The organism is Enterococcus sp. ZJ1622 (genome assembly GCF_011038845.1).
In the GTDB taxonomy this organism is placed as follows: Bacteria; Bacillota; Bacilli; order Lactobacillales; family Enterococcaceae; genus Enterococcus_B.
In genome coordinates this window covers 53,719-72,407 of record NZ_JAAKDW010000010.1, presented here as the reverse complement: position 1 = coordinate 72,407, position 18,689 = coordinate 53,719, and the positions used below count along the sequence as shown (strand labels likewise).

27 protein-coding genes and 1 tRNA gene are annotated in these 18,689 nt (G+C 40.9%); 22 read left to right on the top strand and 6 right to left on the bottom strand.

Annotated features, from left to right (window positions below; translation table 11 throughout):
* The first annotated feature begins 4 nt into the window (after positions 1 to 4).
* The 12 genes from G7Y42_RS15005 (at position 5) to G7Y42_RS10635 (ending at position 8,712) form a co-directional block, all read left to right on the top strand.
* Positions 5 to 328: a peptide methionine sulfoxide reductase gene (locus G7Y42_RS15005; RefSeq protein ID WP_241161948.1), complete on the top strand. Its 324-nt coding sequence runs from the start codon at positions 5 to 7 to the stop codon at positions 326 to 328.
* Positions 307 to 2,274 carry a hypothetical protein gene (locus G7Y42_RS10680; RefSeq protein ID WP_165005995.1) on the top strand — a complete coding sequence of 656 codons (1,968 nt, stop codon included), beginning with the start codon at positions 307 to 309 and terminating at the stop codon, positions 2,272 to 2,274. The genes G7Y42_RS15005 and G7Y42_RS10680 overlap by 22 nt, the downstream gene beginning before the upstream one ends.
* An 11-nt stretch (positions 2,275 to 2,285) precedes the next feature.
* A complete protein-coding gene (locus G7Y42_RS15000) occupies positions 2,286 to 2,519 on the top strand; it encodes a phage tail family protein (RefSeq protein ID WP_241161947.1) in 234 nt (77 codons plus the stop codon).
* A 6-nt stretch (positions 2,520 to 2,525) separates the two neighbouring features.
* Positions 2,526 to 3,161 (top strand): phage tail domain-containing protein, encoded by a 636-nt coding sequence (locus G7Y42_RS10675; protein ID WP_241161946.1) that lies wholly within the window; start codon positions 2,526 to 2,528, stop codon positions 3,159 to 3,161.
* On the top strand, positions 3,161 to 4,246 hold the full coding sequence (locus tag G7Y42_RS10670) for a siphovirus ReqiPepy6 Gp37-like family protein (protein WP_165005994.1): 1,086 nt from the start codon (positions 3,161 to 3,163) through the stop codon (positions 4,244 to 4,246). The genes G7Y42_RS10675 and G7Y42_RS10670 overlap by 1 nt, the downstream gene beginning before the upstream one ends.
* 4 nt (positions 4,247 to 4,250) lie before the next feature.
* Positions 4,251 to 5,261 (top strand): structural protein, encoded by a 1,011-nt coding sequence (locus tag G7Y42_RS10665; RefSeq protein ID WP_165005993.1) that lies wholly within the window; start codon positions 4,251 to 4,253, stop codon positions 5,259 to 5,261.
* A gap of 1 nt (position 5,262) precedes the next feature.
* Positions 5,263 to 5,790, top strand: coding sequence for a hypothetical protein (locus G7Y42_RS10660; protein WP_165005928.1), 528 nt, complete (start codon positions 5,263 to 5,265; stop codon positions 5,788 to 5,790).
* Between the two features lie 48 nt (positions 5,791 to 5,838).
* On the top strand, positions 5,839 to 6,045 hold the full coding sequence (locus G7Y42_RS10655) for a BhlA/UviB family holin-like peptide (protein ID WP_002342148.1): 207 nt from the start codon (positions 5,839 to 5,841) through the stop codon (positions 6,043 to 6,045).
* An 11-nt stretch (positions 6,046 to 6,056) separates the two neighbouring features.
* Positions 6,057 to 6,269, top strand: a complete 213-nt coding sequence (locus G7Y42_RS10650) for a phage holin (RefSeq protein ID WP_165005992.1) — start codon at positions 6,057 to 6,059, stop codon at positions 6,267 to 6,269.
* Positions 6,269 to 7,240, top strand: coding sequence for an N-acetylmuramoyl-L-alanine amidase (locus tag G7Y42_RS10645; RefSeq protein ID WP_165005991.1), 972 nt, complete (start codon positions 6,269 to 6,271; stop codon positions 7,238 to 7,240). The genes G7Y42_RS10650 and G7Y42_RS10645 overlap by 1 nt, the downstream gene beginning before the upstream one ends.
* 194 nt (positions 7,241 to 7,434) lie before the next feature.
* Complete coding sequence (locus G7Y42_RS10640; RefSeq protein WP_165005990.1) at positions 7,435 to 7,635, top strand: cold-shock protein; 201 nt, start codon at positions 7,435 to 7,437, stop codon at positions 7,633 to 7,635.
* Between the two features lie 489 nt (positions 7,636 to 8,124).
* Positions 8,125 to 8,712 carry a hypothetical protein gene (locus tag G7Y42_RS10635; protein ID WP_165005989.1) on the top strand — a complete coding sequence of 196 codons (588 nt, stop codon included), beginning with the start codon at positions 8,125 to 8,127 and terminating at the stop codon, positions 8,710 to 8,712.
* A gap of 421 nt (positions 8,713 to 9,133) precedes the next feature.
* Here G7Y42_RS10635 and G7Y42_RS10630 read toward each other — a convergent pair whose 3' ends face one another.
* The 4 genes from G7Y42_RS10630 to G7Y42_RS10615 form a co-directional block, all read right to left on the bottom strand.
* The gene (locus G7Y42_RS10630; RefSeq protein WP_165005988.1) at positions 9,134 to 9,520 is read right to left on the bottom strand and encodes a TIGR02328 family protein; all 387 of its coding nucleotides are present in this window, start codon (positions 9,518 to 9,520) and stop codon (positions 9,134 to 9,136) included.
* A 163-nt stretch (positions 9,521 to 9,683) separates the two neighbouring features.
* Positions 9,684 to 9,923 carry a helix-turn-helix transcriptional regulator gene (locus tag G7Y42_RS10625; protein WP_165005987.1) on the bottom strand — a complete coding sequence of 80 codons (240 nt, stop codon included), beginning with the start codon at positions 9,921 to 9,923 and terminating at the stop codon, positions 9,684 to 9,686.
* 56 nt (positions 9,924 to 9,979) lie between these two features.
* The gene (locus tag G7Y42_RS10620) at positions 9,980 to 10,234 is read right to left on the bottom strand and encodes a hypothetical protein (RefSeq protein ID WP_165005986.1); all 255 of its coding nucleotides are present in this window, start codon (positions 10,232 to 10,234) and stop codon (positions 9,980 to 9,982) included.
* Between the two features lie 132 nt (positions 10,235 to 10,366).
* The gene (locus G7Y42_RS10615; protein ID WP_165005985.1) at positions 10,367 to 10,672 is read right to left on the bottom strand and encodes a hypothetical protein; all 306 of its coding nucleotides are present in this window, start codon (positions 10,670 to 10,672) and stop codon (positions 10,367 to 10,369) included.
* A 199-nt stretch (positions 10,673 to 10,871) separates the two neighbouring features.
* On the opposite strand from G7Y42_RS10615, the gene G7Y42_RS10610 reads away from it, so the two are divergent.
* A tRNA-Ile gene (locus G7Y42_RS10610) sits at positions 10,872 to 10,945 on the top strand.
* 53 nt (positions 10,946 to 10,998) lie between these two features.
* Here G7Y42_RS10610 and G7Y42_RS10605 read toward each other — a convergent pair.
* Both G7Y42_RS10605 and G7Y42_RS10600 read right to left on the bottom strand, forming a co-directional pair.
* Positions 10,999 to 11,496 (bottom strand): isochorismatase family cysteine hydrolase, encoded by a 498-nt coding sequence (locus tag G7Y42_RS10605; protein ID WP_165005984.1) that lies wholly within the window; start codon positions 11,494 to 11,496, stop codon positions 10,999 to 11,001.
* 29 nt (positions 11,497 to 11,525) lie between these two features.
* Positions 11,526 to 12,335, bottom strand: a complete 810-nt coding sequence (locus tag G7Y42_RS10600) for a Cof-type HAD-IIB family hydrolase (protein WP_165005983.1) — start codon at positions 12,333 to 12,335, stop codon at positions 11,526 to 11,528.
* Positions 12,336 to 12,666: 331 nt separating this feature from the next.
* Between G7Y42_RS10600 and G7Y42_RS10595 the strand changes: the two genes are divergently transcribed.
* The 9 genes from G7Y42_RS10595 to G7Y42_RS10555 all read left to right on the top strand — a co-directional run bounded on the left by G7Y42_RS10595 (position 12,667) and on the right by G7Y42_RS10555 (position 18,683).
* Entirely contained in the window at positions 12,667 to 13,524 is an 858-nt protein-coding gene (locus G7Y42_RS10595) for a glycosyltransferase family 8 protein (RefSeq protein WP_165005982.1), read from the top strand.
* Positions 13,517 to 14,416 (top strand): glycosyltransferase family 8 protein, encoded by a 900-nt coding sequence (locus G7Y42_RS10590; protein WP_165005981.1) that lies wholly within the window; start codon positions 13,517 to 13,519, stop codon positions 14,414 to 14,416. Before G7Y42_RS10595 ends, G7Y42_RS10590 begins: the two co-directional genes overlap by 8 nt.
* Before the next feature lie 31 nt (positions 14,417 to 14,447).
* Positions 14,448 to 14,798 carry an iron-sulfur cluster biosynthesis family protein gene (locus G7Y42_RS10585; RefSeq protein ID WP_165005980.1) on the top strand — a complete coding sequence of 117 codons (351 nt, stop codon included), beginning with the start codon at positions 14,448 to 14,450 and terminating at the stop codon, positions 14,796 to 14,798.
* A 32-nt stretch (positions 14,799 to 14,830) separates the two neighbouring features.
* Positions 14,831 to 15,772 (top strand): magnesium transporter CorA family protein, encoded by a 942-nt coding sequence (locus G7Y42_RS10580; RefSeq protein ID WP_165005979.1) that lies wholly within the window; start codon positions 14,831 to 14,833, stop codon positions 15,770 to 15,772.
* Between the two features lie 65 nt (positions 15,773 to 15,837).
* The gene (locus G7Y42_RS10575; protein ID WP_165005978.1) at positions 15,838 to 16,731 is read left to right on the top strand and encodes an SDR family oxidoreductase; all 894 of its coding nucleotides are present in this window, start codon (positions 15,838 to 15,840) and stop codon (positions 16,729 to 16,731) included.
* A 32-nt stretch (positions 16,732 to 16,763) separates the two neighbouring features.
* Complete coding sequence (gene amaP, locus G7Y42_RS10570; RefSeq protein WP_165005977.1) at positions 16,764 to 17,327, top strand: alkaline shock response membrane anchor protein AmaP; 564 nt, start codon at positions 16,764 to 16,766, stop codon at positions 17,325 to 17,327.
* Positions 17,328 to 17,338: 11 nt separating this feature from the next.
* A complete protein-coding gene (locus G7Y42_RS10565) occupies positions 17,339 to 17,527 on the top strand; it encodes a DUF2273 domain-containing protein (protein WP_165005976.1) in 189 nt (62 codons plus the stop codon).
* A gap of 12 nt (positions 17,528 to 17,539) precedes the next feature.
* Entirely contained in the window at positions 17,540 to 18,409 is an 870-nt protein-coding gene (locus G7Y42_RS10560; protein ID WP_165005975.1) for an Asp23/Gls24 family envelope stress response protein, read from the top strand.
* Positions 18,410 to 18,440: 31 nt separating this feature from the next.
* On the top strand, positions 18,441 to 18,683 hold the full coding sequence (locus tag G7Y42_RS10555) for a GlsB/YeaQ/YmgE family stress response membrane protein (protein ID WP_002291278.1): 243 nt from the start codon (positions 18,441 to 18,443) through the stop codon (positions 18,681 to 18,683).
* The last annotated feature ends 6 nt before the right edge of the window (positions 18,684 to 18,689 follow it).

Genomic DNA, 18,689 nt, shown 5'->3' with positions numbered 1-18,689 from the left:
TCGGGTGAAGGATCTACTGTTCAAAAGATATGGTGATCCTCTCCTGCTTTTGCGGACATACTCGCTAAGGGATACAGCAGATTTTATCCTATGGCTGTTTGAAGAACAGCAGGAAGAAGCGTTGAGAGAACAATGGCTGCACACACAAATGACACAATCGTTCAATGAATTCAAGAAGCAGCAAGGCGTCAGAAAAGGAAGGAATCAGCAAACGAAAACAATCAGCAAAGAAGAGCAGGAAAAAGCATTAGCCTTTGCTTACCAGTTCATCAAACCGAATGACCTTCCAGAAAGCGAGGTGAGAGGATGGGAGACGTATTCACACTGATCGGCACGATAAATCTGGATATCAAGCAAGTCACAAGTGACCTGGATGCAACAGAAAAAAAGGGGAACACCGTAGCAGACAAGTTGGAAGGTTTTTTCACGAAAGCATCAGAGAAAATCTCTGCTGTTTTTACACCTGAAAAAATGATCGATTTTGGGAAAATGACCGTACAGGCTGCTTCCAGCGCGCAGGAATTAAGCTCGCAATTCGGTCAAGTATTCGGAGAGCTTGAACCGATCGCACAAAAAACCGTCGAAAAAATGGGAAGCAAGATGAACATCTTGCCTGAACGCATCAAACCCACTTTTTCAAGCATGACTTCGTTGTTCAAAGGATTGGGCATGGATACCGAAACAGCGATGAAGAAGTCTGAACAAGCTTCAATGCTAGCTGCAGATGCCTCAGCTTTTTACGGGACAAGTCTCGAGGATGCGTCAGGTTCGATGACTTCTTTTTTAAATGGCAATTATGAAGCAGGCGAATCGATTGGCTTATTAGCCGATGATACGCAGATGGCCCAATTTGCCATCCAAGAAGGGATCGTCGGTTCAACTGAGGAATGGGGAAAGTTGGATGAAGCGACCAAACAAGCGACACGGCTTGATTATGCAAAAAATTTATTGGAACAATCCGGCGTTATCGGACAGGCAAGTAATGAAGCAGGGAATTATCAGAATGTCACGGAGAATCTGAAACAAAGCTGGCAAGATTTCTTGGCGAAAATCGGCACACCGATACTAGAAGCGTTAACGCCTATTATTGAAAATATCACAAAAGGTCTGGAAGATGCAGGCAGAGCTGTCCAGCAGCTTCCTGGATTTTTCAGCTCCTTCATCAATGATTTGACCCAATTGCAAGGAGCAGCACCCTATATTACTTTGGTGGCTGGCGCTATTGGCGTCCTTGCACTTGCGTTGAACGCCGGTGCGATCGCTCAAGGTATATATGCCGCGGCAACAAGTATCGCTACTGCTGCAACTACTGCATTTTCTGCGATCATGGCTGTCCTGACCTCGCCTATCACCTTAGTTATTGCGGCGATCACTGCCTTGATAGCCATAGGAATCTATCTTTATCAGAACTGGTCTTCCATCGGTCCTGCTCTAGCAAATATTTGGCAAGGTATCAAAAATACTGCTTTGGCGGTATGGGACGCAATCAAGTCAACGATCAGTACGATCGTTCAAGCGGTAGTCAGCGCAGTTGTTTCCTTCTTTACTGGGTTATGGAACAATATCACGAATATTTTCAACGGTGTTCGAAATGTGGCTTCTACGGTCTGGAATGCCATCAAGAGTGTGGTTTCATCTGTAGTCAGTGGGATCGTTTCAACGGCAGTGAATCTGTTTAACGGACTGCGGAATACGGTCTCCAATATTTGGAATGGGATCAGTTCAGCGATCAGTACAGTAGTAAATGCCGTGAAAAATACGATATCGAATGTGTGGAGTAGTTTGTCCAATACAGTGTCGGGTATTTTTAATGGAGTGAAAAGTGCTGTTGAAGGGCCGATGAACGCAGTAAAAGATTTCATAAAAGGAGTAATAGACACGATAAAAGGATTATTTAATTTTAATTTGAAATTTCCTGAAATCAAATTACCACAATTTCGAATCAAGAATGGCTCGATAAATCCTTTAGACTGGATCAAAAATGGACCTCCAACGCTAGAATTTTTTGCAAAAGGTGGGATTTTGACACAACCGACTTTTTTTGGTATGAACGGGCCTAACCCCATGATTGGTGGCGAAGCCGGCGCTGAAGCAGTCGCTCCGATCGATACACTGATGGGCTATGTGGAGACTGCGGTGCGTGGCGTGATCGGCGAACAAAAAGAAGGGGATATCAACGTCACGAACTACATTACGAGTCCAGAACCGTTGACCCCGCGCGAGATCGCAAGAGAAATGAAATGGAAGCTGCAAGATCTTGCAGCGTTGAAATGAGGGTGAGTTGAATGTATGAGATCGTTTATAAAAATTCGGATGGCGAACAGCTGATCTTCGGGATTCGTCCACCTTTCACTGTCTCGAACAAAACAGGATTCGGCGCTGTCGAGAATGCCATCACAACGGAAGAACAGTATGGTCTCGATGGTGCTATTCTTGTTTCAGAGCGTTTAGACAAGCGTGATCTGACGATAAAAGGTACGGTGATCGGTACCAGTCCGGAAGATTTATCCCAATTGTAGCACGAAATGATTCGCTGTTTGAATCCAAAAATAGCAGGCACTTTGATCTATCGAGCGTACGAAAAAGAATATCAGATCGATGTTCTGATCGTCAAAGCGCCAGAAATGGACGAAGCAACCAAAAACACGACAACGGCTTACGCGTGTACCTTCCTTGCACTCGATCCATACTGGCGCGACATGAGTATCTACAATACGTTGATCCCATTAGCGGTGGCTACTAAGAAACACATGTGGCCACTAGAGATCACTAGCGATTATGAATTTGCCACGCTGAATTCTGGGGAAATCGTCCCAGTTTCAAACGACGGAGATGTGGCGGTCGGCGGGACCTTCTACTTCACGTTAGGTGCAGAGGCAACAGACCCGGAAGTCTACAACGTGATCACTCAGGAATTTTTCCGATTCAAAGGCGCATATCCGGCAGGGACGCGCTTCAAGATAGTGACTACGCGCGGACTGAAGGAAGCGGTAATGACGGATCCGAACGGGATAGAAACGAATGCGATGCCATTGCGTGATCCTGATTCGACCTTTCTCCAGCTGGCAAAAGGCGACAATTATTTCCAAGTCAAAGCGACTTCTGGCATCGGGAATGTGATCGTTCAGCTTGATTTCCAGCCGCTTGTCGGAGGTGTGTGATGGAATTAGAGATTTTTACCCAAGACAGTCAAGATCAATGGCATTTCGAATCAGAGAAAGTCTTTGATGGCTTCAAAAGCCTGACTATCAATTTGAATTATTACACCTATTCTGACTTCGAACTGTTTGTCGGATTGAAGAACGAGCATATTCGCATGTTTGTCCCAGATACGGTGATCTATATGGAAGGACTTTACTTCTATGTCGACAACGCTGCGGTAGACGATCAGTCGACGATGCAGCTGAAAGTTTCGGGTAAATCCTTGTTAGGAAAAGCAAACGACAGGATCGTCCAACGGCTCTACAACAAAACTGCACGACCAGAACAAATCGTCTGGGATCACCTGAATGCAGAAGTCGTCAACCCGAGTGACACGAAACGCCGTATCCAATACTTGAAGCTGGATGCGGCGCCCAATTTGGGCAATAGTTCTATCCAATACCAAAACAGCTACGGCAACGTGGCAGAAGAAATCGAAACGCTTTGCACCTCTTATGATTTTGGCATCCGAGAAACAGCCGAGCGACTGGGAAAGCCCACAAATAAACTGTCTATCTATAGAGGCAAAGATGTTTCTGAGGTCGTAGAGTTTTCAGACGTATACGAGAATCTAACCAAAGCGGGGTATCAAAACAACAATTTTGACGAATCAACAACCGCACTTGTTTATGGCGAAGGGGAAGGATCTACAAGAAAAAGTGTAGTTGTAAACGGCGAAAAGATTGGACTAGAGCGCAAAGAGCTGTACGTCGATGCTCGAGATCTGCAGCAAAACAGCAATGACACCAATTTGACCGATGCACAATACCTCGCGGCTCTTTCTAATAGAGGGTCAAGCAAGCTGGCTGAACGAAGACGGATCCTGACCTTGACAGGTGAAGTACCTATCCATTCGAAACTGTTCGAGCTGGGCAAAGATTATGACCTTGGAGATACCGTTAGTGTGAAATCTGATCTGTATAATCTGAAAAAGAAATCTACGATCACGACGATCAAAAAAACATATGACAGCAAAGGGCTGTTCATCGAACCGGTCTTCGGCAAAGAAACCCCGACCGTTTTCGATATTCTAGGAAGGAGTTGAGTAAATGGAATGGAGTTTTCCATGGCTATCGATTGATGGCGATCGTGCTTATGACGATAGCGATTTTTCGCAGTTTTTTGCGAATTTGTTTACGACTGGCGTCTCATTGACGACCGCAGATGCGTTGAAGGTAACGGAGAATGCGACAGGCGGTATGCGGATCACTGTCGGAGCAGGTGCCGCAAATTTGCAGGGGCGTAGTTATTTCAACAGTATCAGCTTAGCGATGAATGTGTCCATCGCCAGTTCGACCCAGGACCGCACCGATAGCGTCGTCGTTCGGATGGACAAAGGAACGCGAGAGATCCAGTTGGTCGTCAAAACAGGAAATACCAGCGTCCAGCGAACAAGCGATGTGTATGAACTACAGCTCGCAACGATCCGTGTTCCACGCAATGCTTCCTCGATTACTGCTGATTTAATCACGGATAAGCGTGCGGATGAAAAAGTTTGTGGTTATTCTAGCCCATTTCAAAAAGTATCTGTATCAGGACTAGAAGAACAGTACAAAGCCTTGTTAGATAATATCATTGATAAAATGAATCAGTACACGGCAGACGAGAAAGTGAAATTTGAAGCGGATATGAAGGCAATCATAGCTAAGGGGCAGGAATATATCAACCAAGCGCAAGCCGACTGGCAAGCTTTTCTTGAAACAATCCAGGAATCAATGGAAGGAGACGTAGCACTCAATCTTCAAAATCAAATCATGAACTTGACGGCAGATCAGTTAGTTTTTTCTAAGAATGATCTGCCTTTTGCGTATCCAGAAATCGAAGTATTGGCCCTGACAAATGGGTTTGGTATCACTGCATTGGGGGAAGAAAATTGGCTAGGGGATGTGCCAGAAACGATCCCAACGAAAATTGGTTACCCCACTAAAAATGGGGTGACAGTCAAAGTCCCCAATAACTGGAAAATGTCCACGCCGAAAATCACGGAGATCAGCGAGAATGTTTTTCTGTTGAACGAAGGAAACAAGAGCTTACAAATCACATTAAAGGAGACAAGATAACATGAAAACAAATTTTGAACGTGGTCAACTGAATGCGCAAGATGATCTGAACGAGAATTTTAAGGAGATAGAAGCTGCTCTAGCTGATGACACTTTTGGTATTTCACTTTCTGGAGGAGGATTAGATAAAGAAGCTATTATGGACGGACTCACTCTTCGGTGGGGGGATATTTTCTCCGTTGATAATGAACGTTCAAGAATGAATGAGTTATTTGTAATTTCAGAAGACAAAAAAACATTGACGATATTAAGCGATTGCCTTTTGCGATTTGATGGTCGATTTAGATGTCAAACAACAAATGGGTCTTTCTATGCATATCTAGGCATGCGAGTAAATGGCGGCGGTGACGTCAGAGTTGCTGGAATTGCAGGCAATATAAACTGGCGTAACGATATCAGTTGGCATGAAATTCGTGAATTTAAGGCCAATGATAAAGTCACTCTTGTTTTAGGTACAAATTATAAGGTCACAGCTGGGGATGCTTGGGGTGTTGATTTTGTTCACATTTCCGAAGTGCTAAAAGCTTAAGCATATTCAACAGTGTACTCTTATAAATACAAGAAAAGTTGGTGAATCATGGAAAAATTACTAGGTTCGTTACTCTCAAACCCCGAACAGATCAGCTTTGCTGTTTTGTTTGTGGGTTTGTTTATTTGGGTGATGCAGCAGAACAACGCACGAGAAAAAAGATATCAAGGGACGATCGACAAATTGACGGATGCTCTAGGTGATGTGGAAGATATCAAAAGCACCGTGGAGAAGATCCACGAAAAATTACAGTAGGAGGAAGATAAATGAAACTGAATAATTCAACGTACGACATCATCAAATGGGTGGTGTCGATTGTTTTGCCTGCACTTGCTGTGTTAGTGGGCGGCCTGGGCAAAGTATACGGATATGAGCATACCGATATAGCTGTCACAACGATCACGGCTGTGACGACATTCTTAGGGACTATCTTACAAGTGTCAAATAAAAACTATAAGAAAAATGGAGGAAACAACTAATGGTCAATACTATCGAAAAATCAGTGTGTCGAGGTGTAGCAGGAAGACGTGTGGGAGCTGTAAAAGGTGTGGTCATCCATAATACTTGGTCGAATGCCACAGCGATGCAGGAAATGAATCGGTTGGCAAGTATGACACCTACTCAGCTAGAAGCCGGTTTTGCTCATTATTATTGTGATGAAAGTACGATCATCCGCACAGAAGATACTTACAATCGGGCGTGGCATGTCGCGAATGCAGATGGCAACAACAGCTATCTAGGTTATGAAGTACGTGGGAATCGCGAAACACCGAAAGCCGCGTTCTTGCAAGCTGAGCAAAACGCATGCTGGCAAGCAGCAACGGATTTGAAATTTTATGGTTTGCCAGTCAATCGTGACACAGTGAAATGCCATCATCAATTCTCAGCGACTGAATGTCCTAAGCGTTCACTGATAGAACATTGTGGCTATGATTCTACTTTAGTAGTGCCCGCAGCGATTACCGCACAAATGCAAGACTACTTTATCTCACAAATCAAAAAGTATTATGATAATCCTAATCTGAAACCAGATGGATCTGGAGACAAAACACACGATGATTACGTGACTGAAAGTCCCATCCAATCAGCAAATGGTCAACAGGCGAAGCTTGAGCTGATGAAAGAAGTGAATTACGGCGTGTTATCAGTCAATGGTTGGCAGGGACCGGGTACACATAAATATGCAGCAGTTTTTCTCATGGACAAGCAAACGGACAGAGAGCTGACACGCAAACTCATCGCTAATACAGTGAGAGAAGATGTCAATCAGCACTTAGGCGTTGCGGCTGGTTCAACATATGGAGTAGTCGCAGATTTTGATATGAAGCCCTTAGCAGGAAAAAATGTGTACATCAAATTCCGACGTACAAATGACCCAGTAGGCAATACAACAGGAGGAGCAGTAGATTTCGATTGGAAGAACTTGGCTTTGACGATCCCGCAACGCTAAAAAAGAGCTGTTTCCAGTTAATTGAACAATTTACATCATTATCCTTGCGTTTTGTTCGAAGCCGTGGTATATTAAATGAGTAATCTATTTTGAAACGTAATTCGAGCTATATATTTATATAAAACTCCTTTTGCCTATCAAACATTTATTGCAACGAAAAAACGTACTTTGATACGTATCAGGAGGAAATATACATGAATAACGGTACAGTAAAATGGTTTAATGCAGACAAAGGTTTTGGCTTTATCACTGGTGAAGACGGAAATGACGTATTTGCACATTTCTCAGCTATCCAAGGTGAAGGTTTCAAATCTTTAGACGAAGGTCAAGCAGTAACTTATGATGTTGAAGAAGGCCAACGTGGACCTCAAGCAACTAACATTGTTAAAGCTTAATTAGATTGATACTATAACCCGTTTCTTCTTCGGAAGAGACGGGTTTTTTGTATGTTTTTTTGCATGAGGCGTGAAAAACGCATGATCGATTCTTTGCTAGACTAACTGAAAAATAGCAGTGGATCTTAATGGGTATCTGTCATTTTTTGTCAAGGCCAAATAAGATGGAATTGTCAGTTGTATATTGATGGAACGTCTCATATTGTTTATAAAAAAACAAAATAACATTAAGATTCATAACGAAAAATAAAAATGGAAACTGTGTACATCGTATGTTTTTCCTCAAAATAATAACATTTTTAAAGAGTTTTTTTAATGTCTTAAAACAAGGGATACTCATTTCATTTGTTTTAAAATAACTATGTTATATATTATAAAAAGTATAAGTATTCTTAATTTTATTTAAATATTCTTCAGAAATTCTTAAGTATCTTCTTGGAATAATAAAACCAAATGTTATTATTTTAGTCTGTTTTTAGGGGGGATACTATGATGAAAAAAATACTATTATTATCAACATTGACATTAGCTTTAGCAGGTTGTGCATCAACAACGGCGGAAACAAAGGAATCTTCTAAGGAGACTGAAGATACCACAGAAGAGGTAAAAACAGAAAAAATCACAGAAGCTGAGGTAGATGAAGCACGCGAACGTTGGGCAGATGCAATCATCGAGATAGGTACCGCGAGCGAAGAAAAACTTGAAAAAGCCACAGAAAAAGCAGAAGAAGTGGTGGATACATTATATGCATTTGATGAAGGCACTGTTTTGTTCAAACCGACGAAAGCCGCTGAATTGCCATTCCGTGCGACAAAAGAAGAAGCATTATCTTATTTTGTTGGGGGTGAGGTAAGTGAAGATACTGGATTCGCATTGCAGCCTTGGACCGAGATCCGCTTCGATAATCATGATACGGTCATCGACAATGATTCAGCACTTGCTTCCGGGGAATATTACTTCACATCTGGACAAACAGGAGAAGAAACACGTGTAGAATATACCTTTGGATTTATTCGGGGAGAAGATGGCGAGCTTAAAATCAATCTCCATCATTCCAGCGTACCTTACGGAGGCTGATCGTTAAGGGACAAAGCAGAAAAGAGGTTGTGACAGAAGTGGGCAGCTTCAAGAAATAAGAAGGAATTCATGAAAATTGCTTCTCAAATTTTTGTGGAATTTCGGCTTATTTTCGAAGAAGTTACTTCTGGAACACCGTTTATCGAGAGGTTGTGAAAAAGCTGTCCTGCATCAAGTAATAAGAACAGACAAACAAAAATAGCTCTTCATATTTTTCGTTTGGTTGAGCTTATTACCGCAGATGCAAGCTTTTTGAACACCGTTTAGTGGAGAGGTTGTGACAACTGCGTTCTGCTTTAAGGAATAAGGACGCTGAACAGAAAATAGCTCTTCATATTTTCTTGTTCAGTGAACTTATTGCCGATAGGCTATCTCTTGAACACCATTTATTCGGAAAAAATGAGCTGTGACAAGATTTTTGTCATAGCTCATTTTGATCGTTTTCTAGTAAATAGATTCCTTTTTGTTCTAAGTTTGCTATGCATTCTGCAAGATATACTTCATCGTGTTCCGGATAGATCGGTGAAGTGAGAGTCACAGCTGCTAGTGTCTCATAAGGATCAGAAGTCTTTCCTCGATAGAGCGGATCTTTCCATTCTGGTGCAGGAAAATAACCACGTCGAGTCATTTCTCTCATCACCAGTTCATGATACTGAAACAATTTATAAGGAGAATGACAAAAGACATAATCGACTGTCGCATGTTTCTTTCCCCAACCATTTCCTCTCAATGCACAGCATTCTCTGTGCTGTCCAAGCAGTTGCTGTCTGGGCAACTGCGTAATCAATTCTTGATGCCATAAGCGCATGAAATCATCCCCGTTTTCTCCTGATAGGTTTATTATACTGAAGAGGACTAGCCTTAAGAAACGAAAAAGCCTTACATGGTAAAAAGTGCTGGGAATCCGCTTTGACCTTGAAACGGATAGGAATAAAATACGATTGGAATCTAGTTCCAATCGCATAAACCAATCAAGTGTTTGGCGCTTCTGTTCGGCCGATAAGATAATCGACAGATACTTGGTAGAAGTCGGAGATATAAATCAGCTCGATCACGCTAGGTACCTGTTCGCCTTTTTCATAACTGCGATATTTAGCTAAAGGAATCCCTAAAGAAGCGGAAACAGTTTGTTGAGATAAGGAATGCTTCTCTCTCAAAAAGTTGAGACGACAGCGTAACGTATCTAGTAAAATGGCTTCTTCAACACTCATTCAATCACCTTTCTCCTATACTAGGGTTTATAGTAGTGAGGCACTTAATTAAAAAATCAATGTTTTTTATTTAAGCGCACTAAATAATAGATCACGAGCAATACAGATAAGATCAAGCCGATCAGATCACGAATAAACACGTAGTCTGGTTCAAAAAATTTATAATCAAATACTTCTACTACGAAGTAAAGAACAGGAATGGTCAGAAAAGCTAACATCATTCGTTCCTTGTTCCATTTCATAAGATAGCAAATAATTGAAACAAGAATAATTGCAGGTACCCAAAAAATAATCTGAAACAACGTAATCATAGTTTAACTCCCCATCTATTCATATAATAAAAGATAGCATTTTCTGACAAACAGAACAAATAAAAAGGTAGGGAAGAAGATAAAAAAAGAACCACCAGCAAACAGCTAGTAGTTCTGCAGTAAAGAGATACTTTAGCGAGAAAAAACTAAAGGATTGATATCTAGGTAATTCAGTACATATAAGAACAAAACGATTCCGTTGATCAGGAAAGACAAGAGGATGATCCCGTAACGTATGGAAACGTTTTTGACAAATACTTGTGTTTGTACTCGTGCATATCTTTTTCCTTTATAACTGAATACCATGAAAAGCAGTAGGATCGTCACGAAAGCTTGGAAAATCAATCCAAGCAAAAAAACACCTGAGCTTTGATGATCCAGTTGGAAAAAATAAGCTCCAGCAGCAATCAAATCAAGAATAATCGCAATAAACGGCAAAAAATACCACTCCTTTTCTTAAGGTTTCTTACAGGATACCATTATTTCCCAATTAAGTAACTATTTTTGGAAGTATACGTAATGAAATAATAACAAAACAAACTTTTCGTTTTTTGTATCCGCTATCTTGTGGATGTGGCTCAATCGTGCTATATTTTAATAGTAGCAGGAAAAATGGAACAACGAATCTAGTAAAAAAGTACCTTTAGCTCAGTTGGTTAGAGCAGACGGCTCATAACCGTCCGGTCGTAGGTTCGAGTCCTACAAGGTACATCGAATAGAATAATGGAGAAAAAAGGGCTGCGGCATTTCTGTCGCAGTCCTTTTTATGATTCAGTGATCGCTACATTGAAGTCTTTCAGTAATTCCAGTGCGATGTCTTCATGTTCTCTGCTAGAAACTAGATCAGGATTTACAAAAAAATCTGCTTCTGGAAAGGCACTCTGCAAGCCAATCAAATTAGACAGCACACATAGATTCGTTTCGATTCCTGCAAGCTCGATTTCTTTTTGTTCTTCTTTGCTTTCAAAGAAACCTTGTTTGATCTCTACTAACGTTTCCGGCGGGATCGTAAAATAGTACTTTTTGATCACGCGTTCGTTCTCACGAGGAGAGAGGGCAGAGATCAGTTGAAGATCTTCGCGTTCCTCTTCTTTATCTTTGCATTCGATAGGAATGTCACGAGTAAAGAGAACATATTCGTTTTTTTCTCGAGCTTCCTCTAGTCGACGAGCGATCCGTTCAGACAACTGGTCAGAATGCGGGATAAAAAACTCACTTTCAGGATCAAGTATATGATTTTGCATATCGATGACAACTAACATGATGCTACCTCCTTAGCTACCTTTCTTTTTCAATAAAAATTTTTCAGTACATACGCTACGCCAGCTTCTTCATTGGTTTTAGTCACTTGGTTCGCAATCATCTTCACACTATGCTGCGCATTGCCCATCGCAATACTCAAACCACTGTAATTCAGCATCGCAATATCGTTTTCCTGGTCACCGAACGCCATGATCTCACTTGAATGTATCCCTAGATAATCAGCCAAGAAAATCAAAGAATGAGCTTTGGTGATTCCAGTAGGGGTGATTTCCAGGAAATGTGGATCAGAAAACACCGAACTGATTCCATCTGCTTCCAGATCACTTTGGAGCTTCAGTAGTTTTTGTTCATCTTTATCCGTCAAAGCTAGCTTCAAATAGCTTAACGAAGGATCGTCCAGCATACGGAGGATTTGATCGAATGAATGATTCTGCAAATTGAAGTGTTCGTAATACGGATCGTCTTTCACAAGATTCGATTCGTCGAAGGTCAGCTGATCATCCTGAGTTTCTCTGCTGGCGATAATAGAGATTTTGGCTTCTTGGGCATAGAAGAAGGCTTTTTTGAGTGTATCGGTGTCGATTTTTGACCTGCGTAAAACGGTATCGATCTTTCCGGAATCCACTTCTGCCACAAAAGAACCGTTAGAAGAAATCAGATACCCGCTAATCCCTAATTCTGAAAAGATATCCTTCGCGGAGATGCTGTTTCTGCCTGTTGCGACGGTCACGATACCACCATTGGAATGGAACTTACGAAGTGCTTCGATATTTTCTTCTGGGATCTTACCACTTGAATCAAGCAACGTGCCATCTAAGTCGATTGCTGCTAATTTCATTGTTTTTCCTTCTTTCTTTGCTTATCTGTATTCCTGTTACTTTAAGATTAAATGAGAAATTAAAAAAATGAAACTATAATGCTTTGTTACCATGAATTTTTTCAAAAAAGATTCTTTCCGGAATTAAAGGTATATATAGTAGTCTTTTGGTCAAGACCTTTGAATAAAAAGCCGAAAAAGTGTGTTAGATAGCGTTTACCAATACAAAATTTAATAAAAAAATTGCAAAATATTCAATGAAAGCAAAGCATATATTTTGCTTTAAAGCGAAATGAGGAATATTCTAGATGTAGAACAGGTTAGAAAAAGATTAGAAAAAGGAGTGATTTTAATGGAGAACAGATACGGTGTAGTTCCTGTTGTGACTGCTTCTGATGAAAATTATGCTCCTTATCTGAGTGTAATGATTGCGACTGCATTAGAAAATTGCAATAAAACAAGACATATTTACTTTTACGTGATTGACGATGGACTTTCAGAGTACAGCAAAAAAGGATTAGAGGAAACGGTAAATAAATATTCGAACCATGCAAGTATCCAATTCCTGACTGTAGAAACAGATGTATATGAAGATTTCTTAGTCAGTGACCATATTACGACTACCGCATACTTAAGAATTTCTTTACCAAGTTTACTAGCTAAACACCATTATAAAAAAGTCCTTTACTTAGACTCAGACGTGCTGGTGTTAGATGACATCGTGAAGCTCTATGATGAACCTTTAAATGGGAAAACCATCGGAGCGATCATCGATCCTGGCCAAGTGAAAGCTTTGGAAAGATTAGGCGTAGATTCCAAAGATTATTATTTCAACTCAGGTGTAATGGTGATCGATATCAATCAATGGAATGAGAAAAAGATTACAGAACAGACGATCGATTACTTGAGCGAAAATGGCGATCGGATCATCTACCATGATCAAGACGCATTGAACGCAATATTATATGAAGATTGGGAGCAGCTGCACCCAAAATGGAATATGCAGACCTCTTTGATCTTTGATCGTCATCCAGCACCAAATGATACGTATAAACGTCTTTATAAAGAAGGAAACGAAAAACCTTCGATCGTTCATTTCACTGGACATGACAAACCTTGGAATACGTTGAAAGATCATCCGTATACCAATCTTTATTTAAAAAAATTAGCACACAGTACACTAACGAAAGTAGGCGAGATAAATGAGTAATCAAGAAATCGCAGTAGTAGCAAGCTGCAATACCAAATTTGTCCCACATTTAGCTGCATTGTTTGTCTCGGTATTAGACAATTGTAATCCATCTAAATTCGTTCGGTTTTACGTCATTGACGACGAAATCGATTTTGAAAGCAAACAGCTTTTACGCTTTTCAGTCAAAAATGCACGTATGAACACAGAAGTTGAATTTTTGAAAATCAATAAAAAGTTCTTCTCCAACGTAGTGATCAGCGACCGCATCCCGGAAACAGCTTATTATCGGATCGCGATTCCTGAATTGTTCAGAGGAACGGATGTCGAACGTATCTTATACATGGATTGCGATATGATCGCACTTCAGGATATCTCAAAATTATGGCGCATCGATTTTGGTGACTCGATCGTTGCAGCAGTAGAAGACGCAGGATTCCATCAACGTCTGGAAAAAATGAATATCCCGGCAAAATCAATGAAGTATTTCAACTCAGGATTGATGCTGATCAATGTGAAAAAATGGTTAGATGAGAATATCACGAAAAAAGTGCTTGATTTCATCGAACATAACCCGGAAAAATTACGTTTCCACGATCAAGACGCGTTAAATGCGATCTTACATGATCGTTGGTTGCCGCTTCATCCGCGTTGGAATGCACAAGGCTATATCATGGCAAAAGCGAAAAAACATCCGACAGCAGCTGGAGAACGAGAATATGAAGAAACACGTCAGCATCCCTATATCATCCATTTCTCTGGTCATGTGAAACCTTGGAGCAAAGACTTTAAAGGGTCTTCTAAAAAGTACTACGATAAATATGCAGGAATGACAGCTTTCCGTTGTGTGGCGAAATTCCCTAAATATCCACAGTACGCAAAAGCACAAAAAAATACGGAATTTATACGATAAAAACAAAATCGATTGGACAGGAGGAATGAAAATGGAGATCACGATGTCTAAGAAAGCAGTAGAAACGTTAATCGACAAAGTAGGGAAGAATACGAAAATCGCATTAGCGCTGATCAATGATTCTGATCCCTCTTTAAGGGACAAAGGCGCCTGTGCAAAAGGGAGTTTCTTCCAGATCATCCCTTTTGTAACGGATTTTGGCGATTATGTCACAAAAATCAATCATCCATTTTTGGAGATCTATACATCAAAATTGGAACAAAGCTATTTAGGTAGACATTTAAATATGGATTTCAACAAACAACTTGAAAGTTTCTTTTTAGAAAATGAGATCACTGTGCTAGATCGCAACATCAAATTAAAAAATTGTTTCTTCAGTTGATTCGTTGAGAACATCCAGAAAGAGAGGCAGGCATGCTGGAGTATTACTTTGTGGATAAAAAGAATAAAGTGACCCGAACAGATGACCGTAACTACAACTGGTTGGTGATCGATAGCACGAATGAGGAAGATATCCAAGAGGTCATTGATAAATTCAGGCTACCAGAAGATATTTTCGTAGGAACTACCTATCCAGAAGAAGTATCGAGGATGGAACATTTGTACGACACGAAACTTCAAGATCCTTTGTCCCTGGTGGTGATCAACCTTTCAAAATCAGGGACGAGAATTGAAGAAAGACTGACGCCTATTTCATTCGTGATTTCAGAGGGTCTTTTGATCACGTGTCTTGACCGTGAAACAGAATTCATCGATCGGTTGCTGCAGAAATATCCTGAACAGCTCGATACTTTCGAAAAGATCATCGTTTATTCATCTCTTGATATCTATACGCATTATGTCTCAGAACTTCGAGAAATGAAAAAACGGATCGATGCATTGGATAAAGCAGCGCGAAAAACGACTGAAAACGAAGAATTATACAAGCAGGCGGACTTAGAGCGTGACATCGTCTATATCGACCACACTTTGAGAGACCAAAGAGAAACGATGGACAAATTATGGAAGTCTGAACGTTTTATCGAGCGCTTGAATAATGAACGACTACTTTATGATGTCCATTTGAGACAACGGCAGACAGAAAAGATGATCGAGATTTACCGTGATCTGTTGGAAAGTATCGGTGATTTGTTCAATGGGATGATGGATAACAATCTGAATCATCTGATGAAATATCTGGACTCGGCTGCTTTGATCATTTCCGTACCAGCACTAATCGCAGGTATCTGGGGGATGAATACAGGTGGTCTTCCCGGAAAAAGCTCGACACTCGGCTTCGTCCTTGTCGTCTTAGGATCTGTGATCGCCGCTGCAGTTCTCGGTTATCATTTATATAGGAAAGATTACACGAACTAAAAATGTGGATAAAACAAAGAAATTTGTTTTGATAATAATAGTTAAAATCTAGGAGGAATACAACAATGGCAGAACCAAAATTAATCGATCCAAGAAATCTTTATCACACGGACAAATTCCCTAAACAAGATCAAGACACACCAGCATTACAGGAAAATATGATCCCTGTACCTGACTGTGGGGAAGAATCTTATGAAGGAAACAATCAATTAGAAAACCGTCGTGTCCTAGTTACTGGAGGAGATTCAGGTATCGGTCGTGCGGCAGCGATCGCATTTGCTAGAGAAGGAGCAGATATTGCGCTTCAATTCTTCCCAGGTGAAGAAAAAGATGCGGAAGAAGTCGCTAAATATATCGAAAAAGCGGGACGCAAAGCTATTTTGTTACCGTTCGATCTAAGAGATGAACAAGCGCCGAAACAAATCATCGATCAAGCAGTAAGCGAACTAGGTGGCTTGGATACAATGGTACTGAATGCAGGTCAACAGATTTCTTGTCCGTCGATCGCAGAACTTCCGCTTGAACAGATCAAAGACACATTTACGGTAAATATCATTGCGATGTTTGCATTAGTGAAGGAAGCTGTTCCTCACTTGCCAGCTGGTGCTTCTATCGTGACAACCACATCGATCCAAGCATTCAACCCAAGTGAACATCTATTGGATTATGCTGCGACGAAAGCATCGATTGCCAACTTCACGATCGGTTTAGCGAAGCAGCTTGCGCCTAAAGGGATTCGAGTGAACGGTGTAGCTCCTGGCCCAATCTGGACACCACTTCAGTTAGACCATGGACAACCATCGGATTCGATCCCAGAATTCGGACAACAAAGTTTGTTAGAACGTGCAGGACAGCCAGCTGAATTAGCTCCTGTGTATGTCTTCTTAGCATCGAACAAAGCAAGTTATGTGACGGCTCAAATCTACGGAGTAACTGGTGGGGAAGCAATCAACTTATAAAAGTTGATTGCTTGTCTCAAGGAGGTGTAAAGATGAATAAAGGGGTTAAAACAATTGGCGTCATCGTTTCGCTGCTACTGTTATCCATACTTTTATTCGCGATTTTGTTAAGTGCAGTTTATCCATTGCCTTTTCAATTGGAACGATTCCGGTTCTTTTCGATTACAAATGTTTACGTACAGCAATATGTCTTTTGGTTAGCAGTCGCATTTGCGATTTTGACGATCATCTTGTTGCTCGTATTGATTTTTTATCCAAAAACGATCGGTTCATTCTTGCTGAAACGCGAAGATGGTGAACTGGTTCTCGATAAAAAGGCGATTGAAGGACTTGTACTTTCTCATTTACAGCAGGAAGAATTTATCCATGCGCCAAAAGTCAATGTCAAAGCGACAAAAAACAAGATCGCAGTCAACGTCAAAGGCGAGTTGAAACGAACTTCTGCATTGATCGGAAAAACAGGAACGGTAATGAAAGAAATCGAACAGGAAATCAAACATGTCCTTGGCGATCAGGAAAACGTCAAAGTGGCAATCAAGTATACAGGCTATGAACAGCCGAACAAAAAAACTAGCGACCAGTCTAGAGTAGAATAGGGGGACCAAAAATGAAAGAATTCTTTTCAACATACAAGCTCCCTATCATCTTTGGGGCGATCGGATTAGTGCTAGCGGTGCTATGGATAACAGTCGGATTCTTCAAGACCTTACTGATCTTGATCATGGCAGCAATTGGCGTCGGCATAGGCTTTTATTTGAAACAAACGAAAATCTTAGATCATTATTTCAAATCTTAGGAGGAACTATCTATGAACAACAATAAAAACAACAATAACAATATGAAGAATCAAAAACCGGTATCTGCACATCCAGATCCAACTACACCAAACCAATCAAATGGTGTAAATGACCAAAAAAATAAAACAGCGCCAGTATCTGCGCATCCAGATCCAGTCGTGCCAAATGTTCAGCAAGGAGTAGAAGAAAAGAAACATGAACATGAAAAGAATGCTCCTTCTCATGCAAATTCATCAGACCTTAAAGTACCTGAACAGCATGACGCAATTGATCCTTCCAAACCATTAGAAACACAAGAAAAGCATACTTCTGATCATGAAAAAGCCCAAGAGAAACTTGGTTCTGAACACACAAAAGGACAAGGAAATTCTGGTAATGATCATGGACAATCGATGAATGGGGAATTGACTTACGAAGATAAAGTGGTCCAAAAAATCATTGGTATCGCAATCGAACATGTCGATGGCCTATTATCTGTCGATGGCGGATTCTTCTCGAATGTCGCAGGGAAATTAGTCAACACAGATAATACGACTGCAGGGATCGAAACAGAAGTTGGGAAAAAACAAGTAGCCGTTGATATGGATATCGTAGTCGAATATGGCAAAGATATCGAACACATTTTTGAACAAATGCAAGAGATCATTGGGAAAGAAGTCAAAAACATGACGCACTTGGATGTCATCGAAGTCAACGCCAATGTTGTCGATATCAAGACAAAAGAAGAGTATGAAAAAGATCAAGAAACTGTCCAAGATAAAGTGACAGATGCTGCGAAAACCACAGGTGAGTTTGCATCGAAACAAACACAAAAAGCAAAAGGAGCCGTGGGTCAAGGTACGCAAAAAATCAAAGAAAATACAGAACCACGCGTACAGTAATACGTCAGCAGAATTGTAGGAGGAATGGAACATGGGATTTATTTGGTCACTAATCGTCGGAGGGATTATCGGAGCGATCGCAGGAGCGATCACGAATAAAGGTTCTTCGATGGGGATTATCGCAAATGTCGTTGCAGGTTTAGTTGGTTCAGCCCTTGGCCAAGCCTTGTTAGGATCATGGGGACCATCGATCGCAGGAATGGCAATCGTGCCATCATTGATCGGAGCCATCATCTTGGTATTGATCGTCTCATTTTTTGCAAGAAAGTTATAAGAACGG

Bases quoted from the DNA above. Each gene is read 5' to 3' on its own strand.
- G7Y42_RS10635 (WP_165005989.1), top strand. From the start codon at position 8,125: ATGATGAAAAAAATACTATTATTATCAACATTGACATTAGCTTTAGCA.
- G7Y42_RS10595 (WP_165005982.1), top strand. From the start codon at position 12,667: ATGGAGAACAGATACGGTGTAGTTCCTGTTGTGACTGCTTCTGATGAA.
- G7Y42_RS10660 (WP_165005928.1), top strand. From the start codon at position 5,263: ATGAAAACAAATTTTGAACGTGGTCAACTGAATGCGCAAGATGATCTG.
- G7Y42_RS15000 (WP_241161947.1), top strand. From the start codon at position 2,286: ATGTATGAGATCGTTTATAAAAATTCGGATGGCGAACAGCTGATCTTC.
- G7Y42_RS10590 (WP_165005981.1), top strand. From the start codon at position 13,517: ATGAGTAATCAAGAAATCGCAGTAGTAGCAAGCTGCAATACCAAATTT.
- G7Y42_RS10675 (WP_241161946.1), top strand. From the start codon at position 2,526: ATGATTCGCTGTTTGAATCCAAAAATAGCAGGCACTTTGATCTATCGA.
- G7Y42_RS10650 (WP_165005992.1), top strand. From the start codon at position 6,057: ATGAAACTGAATAATTCAACGTACGACATCATCAAATGGGTGGTGTCG.
- G7Y42_RS10560 (WP_165005975.1), top strand. From the start codon at position 17,540: ATGAACAACAATAAAAACAACAATAACAATATGAAGAATCAAAAACCG.
- G7Y42_RS10680 (WP_165005995.1), top strand. From the start codon at position 307: ATGGGAGACGTATTCACACTGATCGGCACGATAAATCTGGATATCAAG.
- G7Y42_RS10625 (WP_165005987.1), bottom strand. From the start codon at position 9,923: ATGAGTGTTGAAGAAGCCATTTTACTAGATACGTTACGCTGTCGTCTC.
- G7Y42_RS10565 (WP_165005976.1), top strand. From the start codon at position 17,339: ATGAAAGAATTCTTTTCAACATACAAGCTCCCTATCATCTTTGGGGCG.
- G7Y42_RS10555 (WP_002291278.1), top strand. From the start codon at position 18,441: ATGGGATTTATTTGGTCACTAATCGTCGGAGGGATTATCGGAGCGATC.
- G7Y42_RS10640 (WP_165005990.1), top strand. From the start codon at position 7,435: ATGAATAACGGTACAGTAAAATGGTTTAATGCAGACAAAGGTTTTGGC.
- amaP (WP_165005977.1), top strand. From the start codon at position 16,764: ATGAATAAAGGGGTTAAAACAATTGGCGTCATCGTTTCGCTGCTACTG.
- G7Y42_RS10580 (WP_165005979.1), top strand. From the start codon at position 14,831: ATGCTGGAGTATTACTTTGTGGATAAAAAGAATAAAGTGACCCGAACA.
- G7Y42_RS10600 (WP_165005983.1), bottom strand. From the start codon at position 12,335: ATGAAATTAGCAGCAATCGACTTAGATGGCACGTTGCTTGATTCAAGT.
- G7Y42_RS10620 (WP_165005986.1), bottom strand. From the start codon at position 10,234: ATGATTACGTTGTTTCAGATTATTTTTTGGGTACCTGCAATTATTCTT.
- G7Y42_RS10645 (WP_165005991.1), top strand. From the start codon at position 6,269: ATGGTCAATACTATCGAAAAATCAGTGTGTCGAGGTGTAGCAGGAAGA.
- G7Y42_RS10665 (WP_165005993.1), top strand. From the start codon at position 4,251: ATGGAATGGAGTTTTCCATGGCTATCGATTGATGGCGATCGTGCTTAT.
- G7Y42_RS10630 (WP_165005988.1), bottom strand. From the start codon at position 9,520: ATGCGCTTATGGCATCAAGAATTGATTACGCAGTTGCCCAGACAGCAA.
- G7Y42_RS10575 (WP_165005978.1), top strand. From the start codon at position 15,838: ATGGCAGAACCAAAATTAATCGATCCAAGAAATCTTTATCACACGGAC.
- G7Y42_RS10655 (WP_002342148.1), top strand. From the start codon at position 5,839: ATGGAAAAATTACTAGGTTCGTTACTCTCAAACCCCGAACAGATCAGC.
- G7Y42_RS10670 (WP_165005994.1), top strand. From the start codon at position 3,161: ATGGAATTAGAGATTTTTACCCAAGACAGTCAAGATCAATGGCATTTC.
- G7Y42_RS10605 (WP_165005984.1), bottom strand. From the start codon at position 11,496: ATGTTAGTTGTCATCGATATGCAAAATCATATACTTGATCCTGAAAGT.
- G7Y42_RS10585 (WP_165005980.1), top strand. From the start codon at position 14,448: ATGGAGATCACGATGTCTAAGAAAGCAGTAGAAACGTTAATCGACAAA.